This is a genomic window from Bacillus sp. WC2507, assembly GCF_052656125.1.
Map to the genome: position 1 here is coordinate 803,781 of NZ_JBQXPN010000001.1, position 20,697 is coordinate 824,477.

24 protein-coding genes are annotated in these 20,697 nt (G+C 36.6%); 13 read left to right on the forward strand and 11 right to left on the reverse strand.

Annotated features, from left to right (window positions below; translation table 11 throughout):
• Positions 1 to 42: 42 nt before the first annotated feature.
• The gene (locus ACUN28_RS04250) at positions 43 to 216 is read right to left on the reverse strand and encodes an aspartyl-phosphate phosphatase Spo0E family protein (RefSeq protein ID WP_001054621.1); all 174 of its coding nucleotides are present in this window, start codon (positions 214 to 216) and stop codon (positions 43 to 45) included.
• A 232-nt stretch (positions 217 to 448) separates the two neighbouring features.
• On the reverse strand, positions 449 to 1,519 hold the full coding sequence (locus tag ACUN28_RS04255) for an NAD(P)/FAD-dependent oxidoreductase (protein WP_016085724.1): 1,071 nt from the start codon (positions 1,517 to 1,519) through the stop codon (positions 449 to 451).
• Between the two features lie 352 nt (positions 1,520 to 1,871).
• On the opposite strand from ACUN28_RS04255, the gene ACUN28_RS04260 reads away from it, so the two are divergent.
• The 3 genes from ACUN28_RS04260 (at position 1,872) to ACUN28_RS04270 (ending at position 3,615) form a co-directional block, all read left to right on the forward strand.
• Entirely contained in the window at positions 1,872 to 2,111 is a 240-nt protein-coding gene (locus ACUN28_RS04260; RefSeq protein ID WP_000595027.1) for a YuzB family protein, read from the forward strand.
• 243 nt (positions 2,112 to 2,354) lie between these two features.
• Entirely contained in the window at positions 2,355 to 3,221 is an 867-nt protein-coding gene (dapF, locus tag ACUN28_RS04265; protein ID WP_016085725.1) for a diaminopimelate epimerase, read from the forward strand.
• A gap of 40 nt (positions 3,222 to 3,261) precedes the next feature.
• Entirely contained in the window at positions 3,262 to 3,615 is a 354-nt protein-coding gene (locus ACUN28_RS04270) for a HesB/IscA family protein (RefSeq protein WP_000573830.1), read from the forward strand.
• 106 nt (positions 3,616 to 3,721) lie between these two features.
• On the opposite strand, the gene ACUN28_RS04275 is transcribed toward ACUN28_RS04270, so the two are convergent.
• Positions 3,722 to 4,285, reverse strand: coding sequence for a GNAT family N-acetyltransferase (locus ACUN28_RS04275; protein ID WP_016085726.1), 564 nt, complete (start codon positions 4,283 to 4,285; stop codon positions 3,722 to 3,724).
• A 167-nt stretch (positions 4,286 to 4,452) separates the two neighbouring features.
• On the opposite strand from ACUN28_RS04275, the gene ACUN28_RS04280 reads away from it, so the two are divergent.
• Complete coding sequence (locus tag ACUN28_RS04280; RefSeq protein ID WP_088084560.1) at positions 4,453 to 4,593, forward strand: methyltransferase; 141 nt, start codon at positions 4,453 to 4,455, stop codon at positions 4,591 to 4,593.
• A gap of 105 nt (positions 4,594 to 4,698) precedes the next feature.
• Positions 4,699 to 5,052, forward strand: coding sequence for a YxeA family protein (locus ACUN28_RS04285; RefSeq protein WP_016085727.1), 354 nt, complete (start codon positions 4,699 to 4,701; stop codon positions 5,050 to 5,052).
• 27 nt (positions 5,053 to 5,079) lie between these two features.
• On the opposite strand, the gene ACUN28_RS04290 is transcribed toward ACUN28_RS04285, so the two are convergent.
• Positions 5,080 to 5,541, reverse strand: a complete 462-nt coding sequence (locus ACUN28_RS04290) for a DUF523 domain-containing protein (protein WP_016085728.1) — start codon at positions 5,539 to 5,541, stop codon at positions 5,080 to 5,082.
• A 77-nt stretch (positions 5,542 to 5,618) separates the two neighbouring features.
• Here ACUN28_RS04290 and ACUN28_RS04295 point away from each other — a divergent pair, with 77 nt between their 5' ends.
• Complete coding sequence (locus ACUN28_RS04295; RefSeq protein ID WP_098405048.1) at positions 5,619 to 6,500, forward strand: helix-turn-helix domain-containing protein; 882 nt, start codon at positions 5,619 to 5,621, stop codon at positions 6,498 to 6,500.
• A 17-nt stretch (positions 6,501 to 6,517) separates the two neighbouring features.
• On the opposite strand, the gene ACUN28_RS04300 is transcribed toward ACUN28_RS04295, so the two are convergent.
• The 3 genes from ACUN28_RS04300 to ACUN28_RS04310 all read right to left on the reverse strand — a co-directional run bounded on the left by ACUN28_RS04300 (position 6,518) and on the right by ACUN28_RS04310 (position 9,685).
• Entirely contained in the window at positions 6,518 to 7,765 is a 1,248-nt protein-coding gene (locus ACUN28_RS04300) for an MFS transporter (RefSeq protein WP_016085730.1), read from the reverse strand.
• Between the two features lie 328 nt (positions 7,766 to 8,093).
• Positions 8,094 to 8,570, reverse strand: coding sequence for a GyrI-like domain-containing protein (locus ACUN28_RS04305; RefSeq protein ID WP_016085731.1), 477 nt, complete (start codon positions 8,568 to 8,570; stop codon positions 8,094 to 8,096).
• Between the two features lie 125 nt (positions 8,571 to 8,695).
• Positions 8,696 to 9,685: an NAD(P)/FAD-dependent oxidoreductase gene (locus ACUN28_RS04310; protein ID WP_000829782.1), complete on the reverse strand. Its 990-nt coding sequence runs from the start codon at positions 9,683 to 9,685 to the stop codon at positions 8,696 to 8,698.
• A 462-nt stretch (positions 9,686 to 10,147) separates the two neighbouring features.
• On the opposite strand from ACUN28_RS04310, the gene ACUN28_RS04315 reads away from it, so the two are divergent.
• The 5 genes from ACUN28_RS04315 to pepA all read left to right on the forward strand — a co-directional run bounded on the left by ACUN28_RS04315 (position 10,148) and on the right by pepA (position 14,642).
• Positions 10,148 to 11,356: an NAD(P)/FAD-dependent oxidoreductase gene (locus ACUN28_RS04315; RefSeq protein WP_016085732.1), complete on the forward strand. Its 1,209-nt coding sequence runs from the start codon at positions 10,148 to 10,150 to the stop codon at positions 11,354 to 11,356.
• A 122-nt stretch (positions 11,357 to 11,478) separates the two neighbouring features.
• Positions 11,479 to 11,985, forward strand: a complete 507-nt coding sequence (locus ACUN28_RS04320; protein ID WP_016085733.1) for an NUDIX hydrolase — start codon at positions 11,479 to 11,481, stop codon at positions 11,983 to 11,985.
• Positions 11,982 to 12,299 carry a YuiB family protein gene (locus ACUN28_RS04325; RefSeq protein WP_000027007.1) on the forward strand — a complete coding sequence of 106 codons (318 nt, stop codon included), beginning with the start codon at positions 11,982 to 11,984 and terminating at the stop codon, positions 12,297 to 12,299. Before ACUN28_RS04320 ends, ACUN28_RS04325 begins: the two co-directional genes overlap by 4 nt.
• Positions 12,300 to 12,385: 86 nt before the next feature.
• The gene (locus tag ACUN28_RS04330) at positions 12,386 to 13,012 is read left to right on the forward strand and encodes a 3D domain-containing protein (protein ID WP_016085734.1); all 627 of its coding nucleotides are present in this window, start codon (positions 12,386 to 12,388) and stop codon (positions 13,010 to 13,012) included.
• A gap of 145 nt (positions 13,013 to 13,157) precedes the next feature.
• Complete coding sequence (pepA, locus tag ACUN28_RS04335) at positions 13,158 to 14,642, forward strand: cytosol aminopeptidase (protein WP_016085735.1); 1,485 nt, start codon at positions 13,158 to 13,160, stop codon at positions 14,640 to 14,642.
• Between the two features lie 51 nt (positions 14,643 to 14,693).
• Here the strand turns inward: pepA and ACUN28_RS04340 are convergent, their stop codons facing one another.
• The 3 genes from ACUN28_RS04340 to cdaS all read right to left on the reverse strand — a co-directional run bounded on the left by ACUN28_RS04340 (position 14,694) and on the right by cdaS (position 16,832).
• Complete coding sequence (locus ACUN28_RS04340) at positions 14,694 to 15,752, reverse strand: NADH-dependent flavin oxidoreductase (protein ID WP_016085736.1); 1,059 nt, start codon at positions 15,750 to 15,752, stop codon at positions 14,694 to 14,696.
• Between the two features lie 115 nt (positions 15,753 to 15,867).
• Entirely contained in the window at positions 15,868 to 16,179 is a 312-nt protein-coding gene (locus ACUN28_RS04345; RefSeq protein ID WP_033659982.1) for an ArsR/SmtB family transcription factor, read from the reverse strand.
• Positions 16,180 to 16,226: 47 nt separating this feature from the next.
• Positions 16,227 to 16,832, reverse strand: coding sequence for a sporulation-specific diadenylate cyclase CdaS (gene cdaS / locus ACUN28_RS04350; protein WP_048894611.1), 606 nt, complete (start codon positions 16,830 to 16,832; stop codon positions 16,227 to 16,229).
• 143 nt (positions 16,833 to 16,975) lie between these two features.
• On the opposite strand from cdaS, the gene ACUN28_RS04355 reads away from it, so the two are divergent.
• The gene (locus tag ACUN28_RS04355) at positions 16,976 to 18,700 is read left to right on the forward strand and encodes a phospho-sugar mutase (protein ID WP_016085739.1); all 1,725 of its coding nucleotides are present in this window, start codon (positions 16,976 to 16,978) and stop codon (positions 18,698 to 18,700) included.
• A 108-nt stretch (positions 18,701 to 18,808) separates the two neighbouring features.
• A complete protein-coding gene (gene galU, locus ACUN28_RS04360; RefSeq protein WP_016085740.1) occupies positions 18,809 to 19,696 on the forward strand; it encodes a UTP--glucose-1-phosphate uridylyltransferase GalU in 888 nt (295 codons plus the stop codon).
• A gap of 105 nt (positions 19,697 to 19,801) precedes the next feature.
• Here galU and ACUN28_RS04365 read toward each other — a convergent pair whose 3' ends face one another.
• Entirely contained in the window at positions 19,802 to 20,638 is an 837-nt protein-coding gene (locus tag ACUN28_RS04365; protein ID WP_016085741.1) for a hypothetical protein, read from the reverse strand.
• Positions 20,639 to 20,697: the final 59 nt, after the last annotated feature.

Consider the following 20,697-nt stretch of genomic DNA (forward strand, 5'->3'; position numbering starts at 1 on the left):
AAAGTTTCACTTTATATCGTATCAAAAAAGAGAAGATAACGGTTATAAAGAGCAACGTTTTTTCTTCGTCTTGAGTTTTATTAATAAGTTAAGTAAACGATCTAATTCTTGGCTGAAAGAAATTACTTTATCATGAGTGAATCCGTACTTTTCAACGAGATAGATCAATTCTTTCTTCTTCGCTTCTATTCGATCGTTTAGTTTCGTTAAGTTCATAAGTGAAATGAAATGCCTCCTGTAAAAGTATTTACAACATAAAAAATAAGACCGAATGACTTCGGTCTTAAAGGAAATAATAAACAACTTATAAATAGCATACACTGTTTATCACTAGTTTTTAATATAAAAATGAAAAATAAATCATTATCCATGTTGAGAAAGATGTGTCTGATAATTATATTGTAACTAATAAAAGAGGCTGTCTACATAGTAGACAGCCTGTAAAGTATTAACCCTTATGATATTTGTACATCCAAAGAAGACCTGATTTTAACAATCTCGGTACACGCCCCATTAATGGTTGGTTTGCTAGTAAACCGAAGCCGTGCTTCTTACCAAGAGAACCGAGAACACCTTTTAATTTTATAACAGGTAGTTCATCAGGAAGTGGCTCATTATTCCAACGTTTTAATAATATTTGGACAATTTGTTCTCCTTGACCTTCAGCAAGTTGAGCAGATGGTGCATGTGGAAGTGCTGCACAATCTCCTACAACGTAAACGCGCTCGTTATTTGGAATATTGTGATATTTTGTTAAAACAACCCGTCCGCTACCATCTTGTTCAACTGGAAGGTTTCGAACAACTTCATTTGCTTGAATACCAGCTGTCCAGACGATTGCATCACATTCAAGTGGCTCATCGTGGTTGTACACAATATTTGGTTCTACTTTTGTAATGTTAGAGTTTCGTATAATGTTAACTTTATGCTTTACAAACCATTCTTCTACATATCTACTTAATTTCTCTGGATATGGGAATAAAATTCTATCTTTTCGATCAAATAAATAGATTTTTAAATCAGAACGGCTTTCGCGAAGTTCACTTGCTACTTCAACGCCACTTAAGCCCGCACCAACAACAGCAACTGTTGCATTCGGTTCTAGACTATTTAATTGTTCATATGTCTTACGTGTTTGTTCAATCGATTGTAGACTGTGCGTATATTCCTTTGCTCCAGGAACGTTATGATATTTATCTTCACAGCCAAGTCCGATAATTAAATCATCATATTGGATTGCTTCGCCGCCATCAAGATGAACAGCTTTTTCTTCGAGATCAATATTTGTTATTGTGCCGTATTGAATATTAAGGCGTGGGTGCTCAGGAAACGGTATGCGAATATGCGTTTCTGAAATTGTACCCGCTACTAATGCATAATATTCAGTTTTGAAACAATGGTATGGTACTTTGTCGATTAATGTCACTTGTACATCATCCGGAAGTTGGTTGTTTGGAAGTAGCCGTTGCAGAATTCTCATTCCACCGTAGCCGCCACCTAGTATTACGAGGTGTTTCATGATGGATTACCCCTTTTCTGTTGAAATATCCCCTAATCACACAATTTTATATTAATAAAATATTTCGACTTTACTCAATCAAATTATATCGAATTTGTGAACAAATAACAATGCATGAATGAATACTCTGTTGTACAATAAGAAGAAAAGTAAAGTAAACTGTTTTCATTTTTTAGTTACTATTTCATTATGAATAGCATGTTATATAAAATAAAACCATCTACTTTGAAGTGAAATAGTGAAGTAACTAAATAGTTTAGAATGTATAACGAAAACAACAAGAGAAAACTTAGTTTTATTCTTATAGATAAGGTCAGAAAGTAATTTGTTTTGTAGTACAGGGGGGAGAATTTTGATTAAACCGTTAATTGAATTTTGTGTGGGTAACCTTGCGAGTGGCTCACAAGCAGCTTTAGAGAAATTAGAAAAAGATCCGAATTTAGATGTAATGGAGTATGGTTGTTTAGGATATTGTGGTATTTGTTTTGAAGGACCATTTGCACTTGTAAATGGTGAAGTAGTACAAGGTTCTACAGTAGAAGAACTTGTCAATAATGTATATGAGTATTTGGATGAAAATCCAATGTTTTAAGGTGTTGCAATCGGCAGCACCTTTTTCTTTTTCTATTAGATAAAATCCTATTTCGCAGGGGAGGATAATATTGTATATAAATAAAAAAGGCCCTTTTAGAAGGGCTTTTTTCTTACACAATTTGCGCAAGAATGGCTCATCGCCAAATGTTGTCAAATATGAGAAACGGGGGACATTCATATTGTGTTCTAAAAGCATGCATTTTATACTTAAAATAACAAATTATTTTTGGAGTGAATACAAATGAGCCAATTTTCTTTTACAAAAATGCATGGTCTTGGCAATAGTTATATATATGTAAATATGTTTGAAGAACAAATTCCCGAAGAAGATTTAGCTCTTGTGGCGGAAAAGGTTTCAAATATTAATACTGGTATTGGAGCAGATGGAATGATTTTAATTTGTCCATCTGACGTAGCTCCGGTGAAAATGCGCATGTTTAATAATGATGGTTCAGAAGGAAAGAGCTGTGGTAACGGTTTACGCTGCGTAGCGAAATATGCGTATGAGCATAAACTAGTAGAAGATACAGTTTTCGCAATTGAAACGTTAGCTGGCATTGTAACGGCGGAAGTAACGGTAGTAGAAGGGAAAGTTACATTAGCGAAAATCGATATGGGAGCGCCTCGTTTAACACGTGCAGAAATACCGATGCTTGGTGAAGGTGAAACGCCATTTATTCGTGAAAACTTCTTATACAATAATCATCGTTATGCATTTACAGCTGTTTCAATGGGGAATCCGCATGCAGTTATTTTTGTTGATGATGTAGAACAAGCACCTCTTACAACACTTGGACCAGTTCTTGAGACACATGAAATGTTCCCAGAGCGAGTAAATGTTGAATTCATCGAGATTTTGAATGAAGAAGAGATGAACTTCCGCGTTTGGGAACGTGGATCTGGCGTAACACAGGCTTGCGGAACAGGGGCGTGTGCTGCGGTTGTAGCCTCTATTTTAAATGGAAAGATGGAACGTGGTAAGGAAATTACAGTTCATTTAGCTGGTGGCGATTTAATGATTGCATGGACAGAAGAAGGCAATGTGTTAATGAAAGGACCAGCGGAAGTAATTTGCCGCGGAGTGTATGAGTACAAGATAGAAGCGTAAAGATGTATAATAGAATGAGAACAGAAAGGATGTGTATTTCATGATTGAAGTAACAGAACAAGCAGCTTTTCAAATTAAAGATATGTTAAAAGATGCTGAAGATGGAGAGAAGTACGTGCGCCTTGCTGTACATGGCGGCGGATGTACGGGCCTTTCTTACGGCTTAGGATTTGAAGTAGAACCAAAAGAAGACGACACAGTTCTTGAGTTTTTCGGTGTTGAATTTGTTATCGATACAGAAAGTGCTCCAATTGTTAAAGGAGTAAAAATTGATTATAAACAATCTATGCTTGGCGGTGGATTCACAATCGACAATCCAAACGCAATCGCATCATGTGGATGTGGATCATCTTTCCGTACAGCGACGAATGCTGGTAAGCCAGAAGAGTGCTAAGTTTTTAGCAGAAATAGAGAAAGACCTTTTTAGCGATGAAATAAAATCGTTAAGGAGGTCTTTTCTTTTGCCATAAAAGCCTAATTGGCGAGGGCTGATTAAAATTTCACTTTATCTTTGCATAGATGCAAGTATCAGTTAGTTGTTTGCCGTCAGCTGAAAGATCTTCATTACGTAATATCCCTTCAAGCTCAAAACCTAATTTTTCAGGAATCGCACGACTTTTCGTGTTATTACGTTCACATCGTATTTCAATCCTTCTAAATTTGAATAACTGAAATCCAAGGTTTATTAACGCATTTACTACTTCTGTCATATATCCATTGCCACTAAATTGCGTGTTAATCCAATATCCAATTTCACATTTAGAAACCTTCCAATCAATGCCGTGAAGGCTAGCGGTTCCAATAAAATCATTCGTCTCTTTATGATAGATAAGATAGCGAAAGCTTTCTCTTTTCAAAAAATCTATATGCGCATTTCTCAGGAGAATGTCCGTTTCTTCAACAGTAGGAATGGACTGGAATAAAGACAACCACTGCTTTAATTCACTGATTGAATCTTTAATAGCTTCATGTACTACATTCCCTTCACCTGCTTGAAGGGGGGCTCGAAGAATGAGTCTGTCTGTTTCTATTTGTAACGGAACATCTAATAAAATAGGATTCATATTATTTCTCCTCTCGAAACCTTTAAATTAGGACAGAGTGAAACTTATGTAAAAAACTTTCGCTCAAAAGCTAGAAAATAATAAATACATATTCAATTCATCATTTAGAAATCCCTTTTTACATATTGAAAATGAAACGGTTAGTTGAATAAGGAATGATTATTTTTTTGATTTTTTTCTTTTGCATAATTAGAAGTTGGTTTATGTGTATGAAGAAGTTTAATGAAGTGGTAGCAACTCATCTAAATTTAAAATCTGTACTCATTCCAATTGGTGACGGAATGATGGTTTCTAAAGTGAAGAAATAACTATTATCTTACAAAAGTGTAATGTTCATGTCATGTTTTTGAATTTCTTCTTTAAGCTCTGAGATTTAAGATAACAATATAAGAAAAAAACATGAGGTGAAGGAAATGAAAAGATATATTGCACTGTTTAGTATTTTAGTTGTATTCGCAAGTTTGTTAGTTGGTTGTGATATTAACCGTATGGGGAAAGATGAGTATTACGTTCAAATCACAGTAGATGGAAAAGAGTATAATGGTAAGTCTGATAATGGTGAGCCGTATAAAAATTACGAATATAAGTTAACTGGTTTTGATAAAGAGGGAAAAGAAAAAGAATTAGAATTCACAGCTCAAAAAAACTTACGTAAAGATGCATTCTTACGTGTATATCATTCAGATAAAAAAGGTGTATCGGCTTGGGAAGAAGTAAAGAAAGATGAGCTTCCTGCGAAAGTGAAAGAAAAGCTAGGTGCAAAATAAGAATAAAAAAGGAATTGACGAACAAGGTCAATTCCTTTTTATATTCTCAAAATCCTCTTCTGAAATGACTTTCAATCCATGTCTTTTGAATAAAGCAGCTGTTACTCCGTAACCAGTTTGTTTATTTCCGTTAAATTCTCCAGTGTAAATCGTAGAACTACCACAAGATGGACTGCGTTCTTTTAAAATAATATATTCTGGATGTAAATTCTTAATTTGTTCTAGAGCTTTATAAGCACCACTCACGAAAGATTCTGTGACATCTTCACCATCTTTTGTCATCACTTTCGCTTTTCCATCCAAAACATCATCGCCATTCCCGCCAATAATTTCAGCTGAGGGACGAGGCGTTGGCAATCCTCCTAGTACTTCAGGACAAATGAGGACTGTATCTTCTTGTTGCAGCAGCTCCTCTATTTTTGAAACGAGATTGTCATTTCCATCATACCGACAAGCGATACCACCTAAACAAGCACTTACTACGATCATATTGTCACCTCCAAAAAAATTTGAAATATCACGCCAATTTAGCTTCCTGACTCTTACCTATAAATGAGGTGATATAAATGGGAAGCTTATATAATTTAATGAAACCATATAGTGAATTTCGAAGTAAAGAAGAGTTTAATACATATCAAAAACAAGTTTTGAAGTGCTACCGATTCCAATTAAATAAAACGGATGCTATCATTATTCATTTTTTAGGAAAGTATGCGGTGAATGAGAAACAAAAAACAGTAGGAGTTGCTTGTCCGTTAATGGAGACGATTGCAACGAATGTTGGAAAAAGTATTCGTACAGTACGCCGCTCCATTGCAAAGTTAGAGGAACTAGGAATTATAAAGCGTGTTGCAACAAAAGAAAGACATAGACGCGGCGGGTATAGTGCGAACTTATATGTATTTCTTACATCTGCGATTGACCGCATGGATGACCGTATGAAAATGTCCGCTTGTAAAAGTGAGGATAATGCAGCTAGCTGTAGTAAAAATGAGCAAAAAAGCGCAGGGGAAACAATTCTTTTTAAAAACATTCCACAAATAAAAGAGAATAGAAAAGGAACGTATGAGCTTGATGAGACGTATTGTCGTCATGATATACCGAAGCCTTTTATATACGCACTTGTGCCGATGACGAGTAATCCGAAGAAGATTAATATATTTTGGAGTAAGGTGGAACTTGCGTATAAAAAGAGCGGATTACTAGAGCAAGGTGTGTTACTGGAGCAAATATTAGCTGATGAAGAAGTGTATGGAAATTTCATTTGGCGAGTGAAGAGTGTTGTGAGAGCGTATAAATACGGGGAAATCCGTAAAAATGTTAAGGCTCTTTTATACAGTACAGTGCGGGATCTATTTTTAGAGGTTGGATTAGAATGGGGAGCAGCTGTGAGAAGAAGTAAGGGAGTACCGTTATTTGATCCGTTTAAAAAAGAGCCATGCGTATAACACATGACTCTAATTAGCTAATCGAACTTTCTTACAACTGGAACACGAATCGCTACAAATAGTACGAAGACGATAACGGCGATTGCACCGCTTTTCATAACGGTTACGATTGGAATTCCTATTGCAAGCGCGATTGATGTGAATGCATAAGAAAGCGGGATAAAGCCCATTGATGATAGCATAAGTAAACTCATTACGCGTCCCATCATTTCTTCTTTTACTGTTGATTGAATCATCGCCATAAGCGGAACGATCGCCATTGCGATTGTAATACCGTAAAACATGCCGGCTAATAATGCTTGCCAAAGTACGGTGCTAAAGTTGATGGATAAGAAGAATACACCAGACAGTAGCATCATGATAATGCAAAATAGACCGCGTCTACGATTAATATTTTTTAAACCGACAATGACAGCGCCTATTGCCATTCCGCCGCCGACAGATGCTTCTAAGTAACTGAACTGGAGCGAGTCACCGTGCAGAACATTTTTAATGAAAAGCGGGAAGCCGACTTGCATCGGACCAATTAAAAATAGGTTTAAAAAGGCGCTACAAAGAAGGAAAGTCGAAAGGAATGGTGATTCCTTTACGTATAAAATTCCTTCTTTAATAGAAGTGAACATGCCTTTGTCTGTATTTTGCTGTTCTGGCATCGTAAATTGTATTTTTTGAACGAGTATGGCTGCGACGATTAGTAATAAAATCGTGATTGAAAAGATCGTTTCATAGTTCGTAAATTTGATAAGAATGCCGCCAAGTACAGGACCTAAGATAACCGATGCTTGGTTTGTCATTTGTGTAAGTGAGTTTGCTTGTGTTAAACGGCTTTTTTCTACAAGTTCAGGTAAGATAGATCCGTCAGCTGACCAGAAAAAAGCATCAGCAAGTCCGAAGAATAAAGCGAATAAAGCAAATGTATATAGTGTTACATCACCTACGATGAACCATGTAAGGATGGTTGCGACAAGAATAGCACGAATAATATTAGAATAAAACATAATGTTTTTTTTCGGGAATTTATCAGCTACAGCACCGCCGATAATCATAAAAATAAGCCTTGGAACACTAAGAGCTACGAAAACAACACCGAGTGAAGCTTCAAGGTTTAATGTTTTTGCTATGTACCACGTTTGTGAAAAAGTAAAAAAGGCTAAAGCAAAGCTTGAAAAGAGAGTAGCTGCCCAAAGAAAAAGGAAATTCGTATTTTTTAATAACGGTTTTCCGCGTCCCTCTAAAGCAGATTTATTTTGTTGTAGTTCCTCCATATTGCTTCCTTTCTATGTGACAAATTTAAACTAAAAAACCTGTTAACAATCGTTTTGTCCCGCGTTAACGGGCAGTAAAACTCCCACCTCAAAATTCGGCTCGAGCAAAGAAGTTAGGTGGGAGACCAACTGCCCGTTAACGTCCGATTGGTGAGGGCTAATACTCAGTGGGGGATGGACAAAACCCCCACTGAGTATAGTTTCACTTTATACAGTTTCTAATATTTCTATACTGCACTTTCTCATTGTAGACAATAATAATGAATTTGCACAGTGGCTATTTAACGACAAAAAAGAAGATACCAAATGGTATCTTCTTTTTTGTCGTTCAGACTAAAGCAATATAAATATCCAGTTGTACGTTGGTTGGATCTAACGCTCTTTCATCATAAAGCTCAAAGTCTGTTGTAAAAGCACGTTTGTTTTCTTTTGACCATTGCCAAATATATTCCCAAGCCTCACAAACGACTTCAGCGACGGGTCCCTTTCTCGTTGTAAATACCGCATACGTAGCGGCAGGTATTGTTAAAGTTGTCATATTTTCAGGTACGTCTTCTAATGAAGAAACGGGCATACCGATTGTAAATTGATATGTACCAGTTTCATCTGATTCGTAATTAGAGTAGAAAGCGAATGTTTCTTTCGTTTGTTGATTTGGGATGTGATGCATGATTTGTTCTTGGAAGTAGCGGTTCCAAAGTTGTGGGATTTTTCCTTCAGTAGATGCCTCTTTTTCATTTGTCGTCGTGATCGAAACGCCGATTGCTTGGAAAGCTTCTTTTTTTACGATCTTAGGTTCTTTCATTTTAAAATATCCCCCTTATCATATAGAACGTTTGTTCTTATTTATTGTAACATATTTTGGAAGGATACGGTAGCACAATAATAAAAGAACTCCTTCACGTAAAAGGAGTTCTTTTCATTTCTATATTAAAACATACTCGAGCTATGCATCGGTTGAAGTTTTGCGTTTGGATCGAAGTAAGCTTTTGCATTGTTTACTGCTGTCGGTGCTTCACCGAAGCCGCAAGCGATGAGTTTTACTTTTCCTTCATATGTACAAATGTCACCAGCAGCGTAAATGCCAGGAATATTTGTTTCCATTTTCGAATTCACGAGAATGCTGTTTTTTTGTATATCTAAGCCCCAGTTTTTAATTGGGCCAAGGGAAGAAACGAAGCCGTAGTTTACGATTACATCATCAACATCGATGATAATTTTTTCTTCCGTTTTTACATGCTGAAGAACGACTTGTTCAATGTTGTCATCACCAATGAGTTCTACTGGAACGTACGGTGTGCTTACTTCTGCACGAGAATTCATTAAGCTTTCTACGCTATGTTCATGCGCACGGAATTTATCACGGCGATGAACGATTGTAACTTTGTCAGCGATTGGCTCTAACATCATTGTCCAATCAACCGCTGAGTCGCCGCCGCCAAATACTACGACGCGCTTACCAGCAAATTTATTCATATCATCAACGAAATAATGTAAGTTTTTCTTTTCATACTTTGCTGTACCTTCTAATTCTAAACGGCGTGGTTGGAAAGCACCATTGCCGGCAGTAATAATAACTGATTTAGAATAGTGAGTTTGCTTGTTCGTAACAAGTTTAAATATACCGTCAGCTTGTTTCTCAAGCGTATCAACAGCTTCTTCTAAACAAACCGTTGGATCAAATTTCTTCATTTGCTCTTTTAAGTTATCAACTAATTCTTGTGCGCGCACTTTTGGAAATCCAGCTACATCATAAATGTATTTTTCAGGGTAGAGTGCGGATAATTGTCCTCCAAGCTGAGGTAAGCTTTCAATGATTTTTACACTTGCTTGTCTCATACCGCCATAAAATGCTGTGAATAGTCCTGTTGGACCACCACCAATAATTGTTATGTCGTAAACTTTTTGATTTTCTGCCACTTTCATTCCCCCTATAGATGGAATTTTGATATTGATTTCATATATTGTTCATATGTACACGAAAATCCTGCAAATGATGACACTTTCAAATAAATGATAGCATATTTGAGTTCATAATACTTCTGAAAACGACTGAATTGTGTGTAAGTTTTCGCATAGATGCTTTTTAAATTGTATAAAATATGGGGAAAGGAAAATACATGAAAAAAAGGCTGAAAAACCCTTGAAAACGCTATGTTATTTTAAAATATTGATAATTCTCCAGACGCTTGAATTCTGTAATAAAACCGACTAATATAGGGAAGTATTATGTTAAATTTCTATGACAAAATTCGTACGATTTTTTGACTGCGTTTTGTTATGATATAGAATGTGATAAATTCCACATTCTTGACAAATAGAGTTTTTAGTACTTGGTATTATTTTTCATTACTATTATATAAAGAAAAGGGTTGTGATTTGGTGAAGACTCCAAAAATCGTAGTTTTAGGTGCAGGTTATGGCGGGATGATTACGACTGTTCGTCTGCAAAAAGCATTATCTGTAAATGAAGCTGAAATTACGTTAGTAAACAACAACAGCTATCACTACCAAGCGACTTGGTTACACGAGAGCGCAGCTGGTACATTACAAGATGAAAAAATCTGTCTAGATATTCAAGACGTTATTGATACAAATAAAGTGAACTTTGTACAAGATACAGTAGTAGAAATTAAAGCTGCTGAAAAACGCATTATCTTAAAAGACGGCGAGTTAGAGTATGACTACTTAGTAATCGGTCTTGGTTTCGAATCAGAAACATTCGGAATTACAGGATTAAAAGAGCATGCATTCTCAATCGCTAACATTAATGCAACTCGTCAAATTCGTGAGCATATGGAAGCTAGTTTCGCTAAATATGCAACTGAACAACGCGATGAGTTAGTAACAATCGTTGTTGGTGGTGCTGGATTTACTGGTATCGAGTACGTAGGTGAGCTTGCGAACCGTGTTCCTGAACTTTGCAAACAGTACAATGTACCACGTGAAAAAGCACGTATCATCTGTGTAGAAGCTGCTCCAACAGCACTTCCAGGTTTCGATCCTGCATTAGTAGAATACGCTGTGAAACAACTTGAGAAAAAAGGCGTAGAATTCCGCATCGGTACAGCGATTAAAGAAGCAACTGAAGAAGGTATTATCGTTGCAAATGGCGATGATACTGAATTAATTAAGTCTGAAACAGTAGTTTGGGCTGCAGGTGTTCGTGGTAACGGTATTGTGGAAGAGTCTGGCTTTGAAGCAATGCGCGGACGTGTAAAAGTTGATGAGTACATGCACGCTCCAGGATACGAAGATGTATTCATGGTTGGTGACGCAGCGTTAATCATTAACGAAGAAATTAACCGTCCATACCCACCAACAGCACAAATCGCAATTCAACAAGGTTACAACATTGCACATAACTTAACTGTGTTAGTTCGTGGCAAAGGTGAAATGAAAACATTCGCATTCGACAATAAAGGGTCTGTATGTTCTTTAGGTCATGACGATGCAATGGGCGTTGTTATGGGCAAAAAGTTAACAGGTTGGAAAGCTTCCTTCATGAAGAAAGTTATCGATAACCGTTACCTATTCTTATTAGGTGGACCTTTATTAGTTCTTAAAAAAGGTAAATTAAAGTTCTTTTAATATATAGTAGAAGAAGCAGAAACGGCTAAGAGCTGTTTCTGCTTTTTTCATGTGAAAAATATAGTATAATATATAAAAAGAAAGAATATTCTGTTCGTTCTGGTAGAGGAGGGTATTACATCATGGAGAAGCGAGGGAAAGTGTGGTTAGCTGTCAGTGGCCTAGTAGCTACAAAAGATGGCAGGTGGCTGTTCGTTAAGAAAAAATACAGTGGATTAAAGGGGAAATGGTCTTTACCGGCTGGTTTTGTAAATGAAGGTGAGACGGTTGATGAAGCTGTGAAACGTGAAGTGTTAGAAGAGACAGGTATTGTCGCTCATGTGAAGGGGATCATTGGTGTTCGATCGGGCGTGATTCGCAATGAGATTAGTGATAACATGATTATTTTCCTTTTGGAGCCTGAAGGAGAAAACATTATTGTACAGGAGAAGGAATTGTCTGAAGTAGCATTTTTACATCCAGAGACGATTGCGGACGATCCTAATACGTCGCTGCTTATTAAATATTTGCTAGAAGGAAGATCAGAGCTGCATCTTGAGATGAATAAAACATTAGATCCAGGAGAGCAATTTGGTTATACAGCCTATCACGTATTTACGGCGCAGACAAAGGAGGGGGAGAAAGAGTGAGTATACCGGTACTACTTATTTCAATGATGTTATTTTTTATTTTGTTTTTTGGAATTGGATTTTTACTCAACATGATATTGCGAGCGACATGGGTAATGGTTATTGTGTATCCGATTGTTTGTATACTTATTATTAATAAGGCGAGTGTGTGGGATTATTTTTCAAAGCCGAAAGAAACATTCTCTTCATTTGGGACAAGTGTATCGCATTTAGGACAAGCAGATGTGTTTATTCTATCTACTGGATTAGTAGGCGCTGCTTTAGCCGGAATTGTAATTAAGAAGCTTCGGAAAAGCGGATATCAAATGTTTTAATCTCCAATTCATTTGGAGATTATTTTTTTGCATATTCCTTCATCGTATAGGGAATGATTAACGATGAAGGAGTGTGGAATATAAAAATGTTAAAACGATATTGTATTCGCATTATGATGACTTGTTTACTTGCAATCGCATTATGCGTAACATGGAAGGCTTTCACAGGAGTTTCTTTATTAGAGATTGTAAAGACATATGAGGGAACGAGTGCAAAAGAAGTACATGCAGCAGAAGTTAAGAGAAACTTTGCTCCGAGTAAAGAAGTGATAAATGCTTTAGAGCAGGCAAACGACTGGTCTAAATATCGTTCAATTGAAATGACTGCAACAGGTTATACGTCGGGAATTGAGTCAACTGGTAAGAGGCCAGGACATCCAGAGTATGGTATTACATATTCAGGTGTTAAAGTGAAAAGGGATTTATATTCCACAATCGCTGCGGATTTACGCGTATTCCCGATCGGAACGATTCTATTCGTGCCAGATTACGGGTACGGGGTTGTTGCTGATAAGGGTGGTGCTATAAAAGGAAACCGTCTTGATCTATATTATGATACGGTGAAAGATGTTTATAGCCAATGGGGTAAGAAAAAAGTAAATGTATACGTAGTGAAAATAGGAAATGGTAAGTTTACAGAAGAAGAGTTAACGATGTTAAATGAAGACGAAACGATGCAAGTGTTTCGTGGTCAATATTTAAAACAAAGATAGTCTAGTGGGAATTACGCTAGACTTTTTTATTTTATAATAGAAGAAATATGGATTATATAGGATGTAATAGAAGTTAGAATTGTCGCATTTTATCGAAAATAAAGTTATAATAAAGGTAGAGTAGAGAAATTTAGGGGGTCTGAACATGTTTCAAGTACAAAAAGAATTAGCAAGCCATGAAGCGGTGATTGTTGCCTTATTTGAAGAAGAGAAAACGAGTAGTTTTGTACAAGAACTGGACAAAGCTTTTGAAGGACAATTACAAGTTTTATTAGAAGAAAAAGAACTTTCTACTAAGAAGAAAGCTATTTCAAAAGTACATAGTTTAGGAAAAACAAATGTGAAACGTTATTATTTCGTTGGTTTAGGTAAGAAAGAATCTTATACGACGGAAACATTACGTGCGGCTCTTGGTAAGACGTTTAAAACGTTACAGGCAGCAAAAGTACAAGATGCAGCAATCTTACTTGATTCTTTCGTAACAGAGAAATTAGATGCGATTGATGTAGCTCACATTGCAGCAGAAGTACAAGGTCTTGGTACATATGAGTTACAAACGTATAAATCAGATAAAAAGGATCGTGTGGAGCTAGAGAAATTCACGGCTATTACAGCGGAAGATGCACAAGAAATTGAAGCTGCATTAACAGTTGGTTACGTACATGGACGTGCAACAAATTCAGCTCGTACACTTGTAAATATGCCGCCAAACGTATTAACAGCGACGAAGCTTGCTGAGTATGCTGTTGAATTAGCGGAAAAGTATGATATGGATTATAAAGTTCTTGAGAAAGAAGAGATGGAAGATCTTGGTATGGGTGCATTACTTGCAGTAAACCAAGGTTCTACTGAGCCACCGAAAATGATTGCTCTTATTTATAAAGGAAAAGAAGAGTGGACAGATGTAATTGGATTCGTTGGAAAAGGAATTACATACGATACAGGTGGTTATTCTTTAAAACCGCGTGAAGGCATGGTTGGTATGAAGGGTGATATGGGCGGCGCAGCTTCTGTTTTAGGCGCAATGGAAATTATCGGAGAACTTCGCCCAGAGCAAAATGTGATCGCTGTTATTCCGTCAACGGATAACGTTGTAAGTGGTACAGCATTTAAGCCGGACGATGTGATTACGTCTATGAGCGGAAAAACAATTGAAGTATTAAATACAGATGCAGAAGGTCGCTTAGCATTAGCTGACGGTATTACGTATGCGAAAAAATTAGGTGCAAACTATCTGATTGATGTTGCGACATTAACAGGTGGTGTAATTGTTGCACTTGGAAATCATACGACAGGCGCAATGACAAACAATGAAGAGTTGTTTGAGCAAGTGCTAGAGGCATCTATGGAAACAGATGAATCAATTTGGCAATTACCGATTTTTGATCGTGATAAGGAACGCGTGAGAAACAGTAAATTTGCTGATTTAAATAACTCACCAGGCCGCGAAGGACATGCGGTTATGGCAGGTACATTCTTAGGTGAATTTGCTGAAGATACACCTTGGGTACACTTAGACATCGCTGGAACATCTGAATCATCAGGAGCGCATGATTTAGGGCCAGCTGGAGCAACAGGTGCAATGGTACGTACACTTGCAACACTTGTTGAACGTTTCGGAGAAGAATAAAAGAAAAAAAGCAGTTCCGAAATGGAAGACATCCATTTCGGAACTGCTTTTTTATAACCAAGATTCCCATAATTTTTTCCACATAGGATCTGGAATAACTAATCGATTCTGGTCTTCAGGTGATATTCTTAGTGCAATATTCTGTTCTTCATCACGTTCGATTTTCTTCATCCACTCTGGTTCTATAAGAAGTTCTTTCCCAAGTGCAAGGAGTGGAATGTCCGATTGTAATGCTTTCAGTGCATCATCAGCTGTTTGAATAGCACCAACGCCAATTAATGGAATACGTTCTCCAACTTTTTTCATAATCCATTCCATACGGGTATGATGTTTTTCCACACCTCTTCTCGGAAGTGACCAAAAATCACCATTTGATATGTGGAGATAACTTAATTCTGTATTTGCAAGTTGGTCCATTAATTGTAACGAATCAGCCATTGTAAATCCTTGTTCACCAGCTTCTTCGGGAGAAATTCGATATCCGACAATAAAAGATTTATTTGCATATTGTCTTGCCGTTTCTAAAACAGTTTCTACGACAGCTAATGGGAATGTAGTACGATTTGTAAAAGAACCACCGAATTGATCTTTACGGTTATTTGTTTGCTGGGAGAAAAACTGGTGGATTAAAAATCCATTGGCACCATGAATTTCAACACCATCAAACCCTGCTTTAATCGCGCGGAGAGTTGCTTGGCTGAAAGCATAAATGAGCTGCATGATCTCATTTTCGGTTAATTTTTGAATGTAATCTGAATGTGAGCTAGCATGTAAGCTTTTATGACCAGCATGAAAAATTTGTAAAATAGCTTTTGCACCTTGCTTTTTTATTGCAGTAGCAAGCTGCGTTAAATCATGAATAGTTGCATCTGAATCTGCTGCAAATCCTCTTTCCCAGGCTTGTCCATCAGCTTTAATATGGGCACAACCCGTTATGACCATACCAATACCATTAGCGCGATGGGCATAATACGAGAGTTCTTCTGCAGATACTCTTCCATCTTCTGTTGCGGATATTGTTGTCATTGGAGCCATAGAAATTCTATTTTTAATTGTTGCTCCATTTTGGAAAGTAAATGGCTGGAAAAGTAGATCGTATTTTGCGTTCATAGTTGAAAAGCTCCTTTAACGTATATGTAATTAGATTTCTATATATCTATTATTTTAGATTAACTTATGGTTAATTTAATCAGTGAAGACTATCTCCACTGATTAAATAGTGACTTTAAAGTTCATTTTGGACATATTCAGTAAATTGGCGAATGGTTTCTTCATTTCGTTGATAATATGTCCACTGTCCTACTCTCTCGGATTGTAACAATCCAGCTTTTTGCATGTTCACCAAGTAACTAGAAATTACGGATTGTGCCATGCCAGCTTTTTTTTGAATTGAACCTACACAAACACCAGTTTTAAAATCGTCATTTTCAGGTAGATGACATTGTACTTCAAAATGTTTCTTAGGATCTTTTAACCATGACAAGATTTGCCGACGAGTTTCATTGGATAATGATTTATATATTAATAAAGGTTCCATGTTTGTTATTATATCTATTTTTACAGATATGTCAAAGAGGAAGGTTTTCATAAAGAAATCGTATATAACGTCCCATTTAAAGCGAATGAAGTGCGCCCCGTTTCTTCAGAGACAACTAATATAAGTGCATCGCTTTGTTCTGATAAGCCAATTGCAGCTCTGTGACGTGTTCCTAGCTCAGAATCAACTTCGGTACTTTTCGTTAATGGAAGAATATTAGCTGCTGAGACAATATGATTATTTTTAACGAGAACGGCTCCGTCATGAAGAGGGTTACCTGGATAAAAAATGGATTCGAGCAATGGTGCGGTTAAATGGGCATTTAAAGTTGTTCCGGTTTGAATGAAAGGATGGAGTGTCTCGTTTCGTTCCACAACAATAAGAGCACCATGTTTTCGGGCGCTTAAATGCTGGATAGCTGTTGTGATGAACTGCGAGCTTTCCGTATAAGGTGATAAATACGCTTGAATATAGTATGTAGCTGCCAATGTTTGTACATTTGCTAACATATGATGAATATCTTCCATTTTGCACAAAATACATTCATCTTCTTTATCGATTGCTTGCCTCATAATTGATAATTCTTTTTCAGCAATTTCAATCATTTGCTTTGTTTGTATTTTGAGCTCTTCTGACAAGCCCCATTCTTGCATAATCCTCATTCCCTTTAGTGGAGTATTTAACCATAGTGTATACAAATATTCCTAGTAAAATCCTGTTAGATTGTAAAAAATATTGAGATACAGGTTGTTTTTTTCATATAATAAAGATATGACAAGCGAGAGGAGATAAAAGTATGAACTGGAAACAAGAATTTAGTCGCTGGCTTTCATATGCAGAGTTAGACGCAGAACTAAAAGAACAGCTAGAAAACATGAAGCAAGATGAGAAGAAAATCGAGGACAGTTTTTATAAAAATCTAGAGTTTGGCACAGGTGGTATGCGTGGTGAACTTGGTGCTGGTACGAACCGTTTAAATGTATATACAGTTCGTAAAGCAACACAAGGATTAGCAAAGTTTATTGAAAAATTAGGTGAAGAAGCGAAGAAGCGCGGTGTTGTTGTTGCGTACGATTCTCGTCATAAATCACCTGAATTTGCTATGGAAGTAGCTGCTACACTTGGTGCGCACGGCATTACAACATATGTGTTTGAAAGCTTACGTCCAACGCCAGTACTTTCTTTCGCAGTTCGTCATTTACATACAGTAAGTGGAATCGTTCTTACGGCAAGCCATAATCCGCCTGAATATAACGGTTATAAAGTATACGGTGAAGATGGTGGGCAGTTGCCTCCAAAAGAAGCTGATGAGTTAATTAGCTACGTAAACGCAGTAGAAGATGAATTAACAGTTGAGGTTGCTGATGTGGAGCAATTAAAAGCTGACGGTTTATTACATATTATTGGACAAGAAGTAGATGATGCATATGCTGCAGAATTGAACAATGTTATCATTAATAAAGAAATGGTACAAAAGGTTGGGAAAGATTTAAAAATCGTCTTTACACCACTACACGGAACATCAAATATTTCTGTACGCCGTGGTTTAGAGGAAGTTGGATTTACAGATGTAACAGTTGTAAAAGAGCAAGAGTTACCAGATCCAAACTTCTCTACAGTGAAATCACCGAACCCAGAAGAGCATGCAGCGTTTGAGTATGCAATTCGTGACGGTGAGAAGGTAGGCGCAGATGTGTTAATCGCAACAGATCCTGACGCGGACCGCCTAGGTGTAGCAGTTCGTAATCATGAGGGTGAGTTCCAAGTATTAACTGGTAACCAAACAGGTGCACTAATGCTTGATTACTTATTATCTCAAAAGAAAGAAAACGGAACGCTTCCAGAGAATGGTGTTGTATTAAAAACAATCGTAACGTCTGAAATTGGCCGTACAATCGCGAAAGCATACGGTTTAGATACAGTTGATACGTTAACTGGATTTAAATTTATTGGTGAGAAAATTAAACAGTATGAAGAAAGCGGACAATACGAATTCCAATTCGGTTATGAGGAAAGCTATGGTTATTTAATCCGTCCATTCTGCCGCGATAAAGATGCAGTACAATCTGTTCTATTTGCATGTGAAGTAGCTGCATACTACAAATCACAAGGTAAAACGTTATACGACGGTCTATTAGAAGTATTTGAGAAGTACGGGTTCTTCCGTGAAGATCTTGTATCGTTAACGCTAAAAGGAAAAGATGGAGCGGAACAAATCCAAGAGATGATGGCAACATTCCGTGAGAATCCTCCGAAAGAAGTAGCGGGCTTAACAGTTGTAGCAGTTGAAGACTATAAAGCGAGCATCGTTACATCTTTACAAGATGGACATAAAGAAGAGATTCACTTACCGAAATCAAATGTGTTAAAATATCAATTAGAAGATGGTTCTTGGTTCTGCCTACGTCCATCTGGAACTGAACCGAAGATCAAGTTCTACTTCGGTGTTCAAGATAATTCTTTACAAAATAGTGAACAAAAGTTACTTACTATTAAAGAAGATATTATGAATCGTTTATAATATAAAGTAATTTTAAGTAGTAGGGAACAAAAGGGAGCGAAACCTCCCTTTTGTTCTATGTAAGGAAATAATCGTTATTGATTCTGACAGAAGAGAGGGTATTTTGTGATGAAAAAAGTAAGAAAAGCCATAATCCCAGCAGCTGGATTAGGAACACGTTTTTTACCAGCAACAAAAGCAATGCCAAAAGAAATGTTACCGATAGTAGATAAACCAACTATCCAATACATTGTAGAAGAAGCAATAAAATCAGGAATCGAAGATATTATTATCGTTACTGGTAAAACAAAGCGCTCTATTGAAGATCATTTTGATAATGCATTTGAGTTAGAGCAAAACTTATTAGAAAAGAAAAAGTATGAGTTACTTGAAAAAGTACAGGCTTCTTCAAAAATGGTAGATATTCACTATATCCGTCAAAAAGAACCAAAAGGATTAGGGCATGCAGTTTGGTGTGCACGTAAATTCATCGGTGATGAGCCATTTGCTGTTTTATTAGGTGATGATATCGTTCAAGCTGAAAAACCATGTTTACGTCAATTAATTGAAGAATATGATAAAACGCTTTCTTCTGTTATTGGTGTACAAACGGTTCCAGAAGATGAAACACACCGCTACGGAATTATTGATCCGTTAGAGCAAGAAGGACGCCGTTACCAAGTTCGTAATTTCGTTGAGAAACCAGCAGCAGGTACAGCACCTTCAAACTTAGCAATTATGGGACGTTACGTCTTAACACCTGAAATCTTCATGTTCTTAGAACAGCAACATGTTGGTGCTGGTGGTGAAATTCAGTTAACAGATGCAATCCAAAACTTAAATGAAATTCAACGTGTATTCGCTTACGATTTCGAAGGAAAGCGCTACGACGTAGGTGAAAAGTTAGGATTCGTTCAAACGACAATCGAAATGGCCCTGCAACACCCAGAATTACGTGATGACATGGTTCCGATGATGCAGAGAATTTTAGAAGAATACACGAATCAAGATTCTTAATATAGTGATATAATCCCCTGTTGGATGAGCGATAAAGAAACGTATGTATTGCTTAATCTAAAGGGGTTTTTTTTGGGAAAAAAAGACACTCAGGAGAGAGTGTCTTTAATTTTGATCAGTAGGCTTTAGCTCATCAGCTTTGGATTTAATTTCATCAGTAATAGCGATATTAATATTTCCAGCTGCTTTTTTGTATTCCTGAATTAATGAATTAACGTTTTGGTTAAATGAAATTAAGCTGCCACTTGGAGATTGGGCTTGTTCGTTAAGAGCAGTAATAATCCCGTATATTTTTTTATATTCTTCATAGGTTTCTTTATATTTATTAGGCTGTTCTTTTGCAGCTTCAGAGACTAACTTTAAATCATTTCCCATATTGCTATAAAACGTATCAACGGTTGTAATCATTCCGTCAATTTCTGTTCTCTTAGAACTTAGTGCATGATTGAAGTCATGTCTTTTATCTATTGCATTTGACCATGTAGTTGAATACTCGGATAATACGTAAGATGCTGCATATTTAAAGGTGTTTATATTATTATAAAAAGATGCTGCGGCAATTAAGTAATTATCTTCTTTTTTCTTTTGTGCTTGAAGAGCTTGATACTCCTCTTCTATATTTGTTACTTTTGTTATCGTAAAGAGAAGAACGATGACGGATATAACTGATGTAAGAAATAGTATTATAGATGTTATTAAAGATTTTTTGGCTGGTAATTTTCGTACTTTCTTAATTAATCCAATAACAATAAAGATTAAAGCTGCGCATAAACTAACTATAGTAAGAATTAAAAAGAAAAATGCTAGGCCGTTTCCGATGGTATATGGCATTCCTAACTCGCTATTTCCATATAATTTGTAACTGATGCTCATGCCTAGTATGAAAAATAAAGATAGTACTCCGACACTTACTTTAATAAGTGTATTTTTTGATAGATTCACTGATTTTCCTCCAAAACATTGTTCTAATTAGATGTGCAAAATATAAGATTTGCTGAATT

What these genes read in the sequence shown, in the direction of transcription:
- ACUN28_RS04250 (WP_001054621.1), bottom strand. Translation starts at nt 216, where the DNA reads ATGAACTTAACGAAACTAAACGATCGAATAGAAGCGAAGAAGAAAGAA.
- ACUN28_RS04255 (WP_016085724.1), bottom strand. Translation starts at nt 1,519, where the DNA reads ATGAAACACCTCGTAATACTAGGTGGCGGCTACGGTGGAATGAGAATT.
- dapF (WP_016085725.1), top strand. Translation starts at nt 2,355, where the DNA reads ATGAGCCAATTTTCTTTTACAAAAATGCATGGTCTTGGCAATAGTTAT.
- ACUN28_RS04270 (WP_000573830.1), top strand. Translation starts at nt 3,262, where the DNA reads ATGATTGAAGTAACAGAACAAGCAGCTTTTCAAATTAAAGATATGTTA.
- ACUN28_RS04275 (WP_016085726.1), bottom strand. Translation starts at nt 4,285, where the DNA reads ATGAATCCTATTTTATTAGATGTTCCGTTACAAATAGAAACAGACAGA.
- ACUN28_RS04285 (WP_016085727.1), top strand. Translation starts at nt 4,699, where the DNA reads ATGAAAAGATATATTGCACTGTTTAGTATTTTAGTTGTATTCGCAAGT.
- ACUN28_RS04290 (WP_016085728.1), bottom strand. Translation starts at nt 5,541, where the DNA reads ATGATCGTAGTAAGTGCTTGTTTAGGTGGTATCGCTTGTCGGTATGAT.
- ACUN28_RS04295 (WP_098405048.1), top strand. Translation starts at nt 5,619, where the DNA reads ATGGGAAGCTTATATAATTTAATGAAACCATATAGTGAATTTCGAAGT.
- ACUN28_RS04300 (WP_016085730.1), bottom strand. Translation starts at nt 7,765, where the DNA reads ATGGAGGAACTACAACAAAATAAATCTGCTTTAGAGGGACGCGGAAAA.
- ACUN28_RS04305 (WP_016085731.1), bottom strand. Translation starts at nt 8,570, where the DNA reads ATGAAAGAACCTAAGATCGTAAAAAAAGAAGCTTTCCAAGCAATCGGC.
- ACUN28_RS04320 (WP_016085733.1), top strand. Translation starts at nt 11,479, where the DNA reads ATGGAGAAGCGAGGGAAAGTGTGGTTAGCTGTCAGTGGCCTAGTAGCT.
- ACUN28_RS04330 (WP_016085734.1), top strand. Translation starts at nt 12,386, where the DNA reads ATGTTAAAACGATATTGTATTCGCATTATGATGACTTGTTTACTTGCA.
- pepA (WP_016085735.1), top strand. Translation starts at nt 13,158, where the DNA reads ATGTTTCAAGTACAAAAAGAATTAGCAAGCCATGAAGCGGTGATTGTT.
- ACUN28_RS04340 (WP_016085736.1), bottom strand. Translation starts at nt 15,752, where the DNA reads ATGAACGCAAAATACGATCTACTTTTCCAGCCATTTACTTTCCAAAAT.
- ACUN28_RS04345 (WP_033659982.1), bottom strand. Translation starts at nt 16,179, where the DNA reads ATGGAACCTTTATTAATATATAAATCATTATCCAATGAAACTCGTCGG.
- cdaS (WP_048894611.1), bottom strand. Translation starts at nt 16,832, where the DNA reads ATGCAAGAATGGGGCTTGTCAGAAGAGCTCAAAATACAAACAAAGCAA.
- ACUN28_RS04355 (WP_016085739.1), top strand. Translation starts at nt 16,976, where the DNA reads ATGAACTGGAAACAAGAATTTAGTCGCTGGCTTTCATATGCAGAGTTA.
- galU (WP_016085740.1), top strand. Translation starts at nt 18,809, where the DNA reads ATGAAAAAAGTAAGAAAAGCCATAATCCCAGCAGCTGGATTAGGAACA.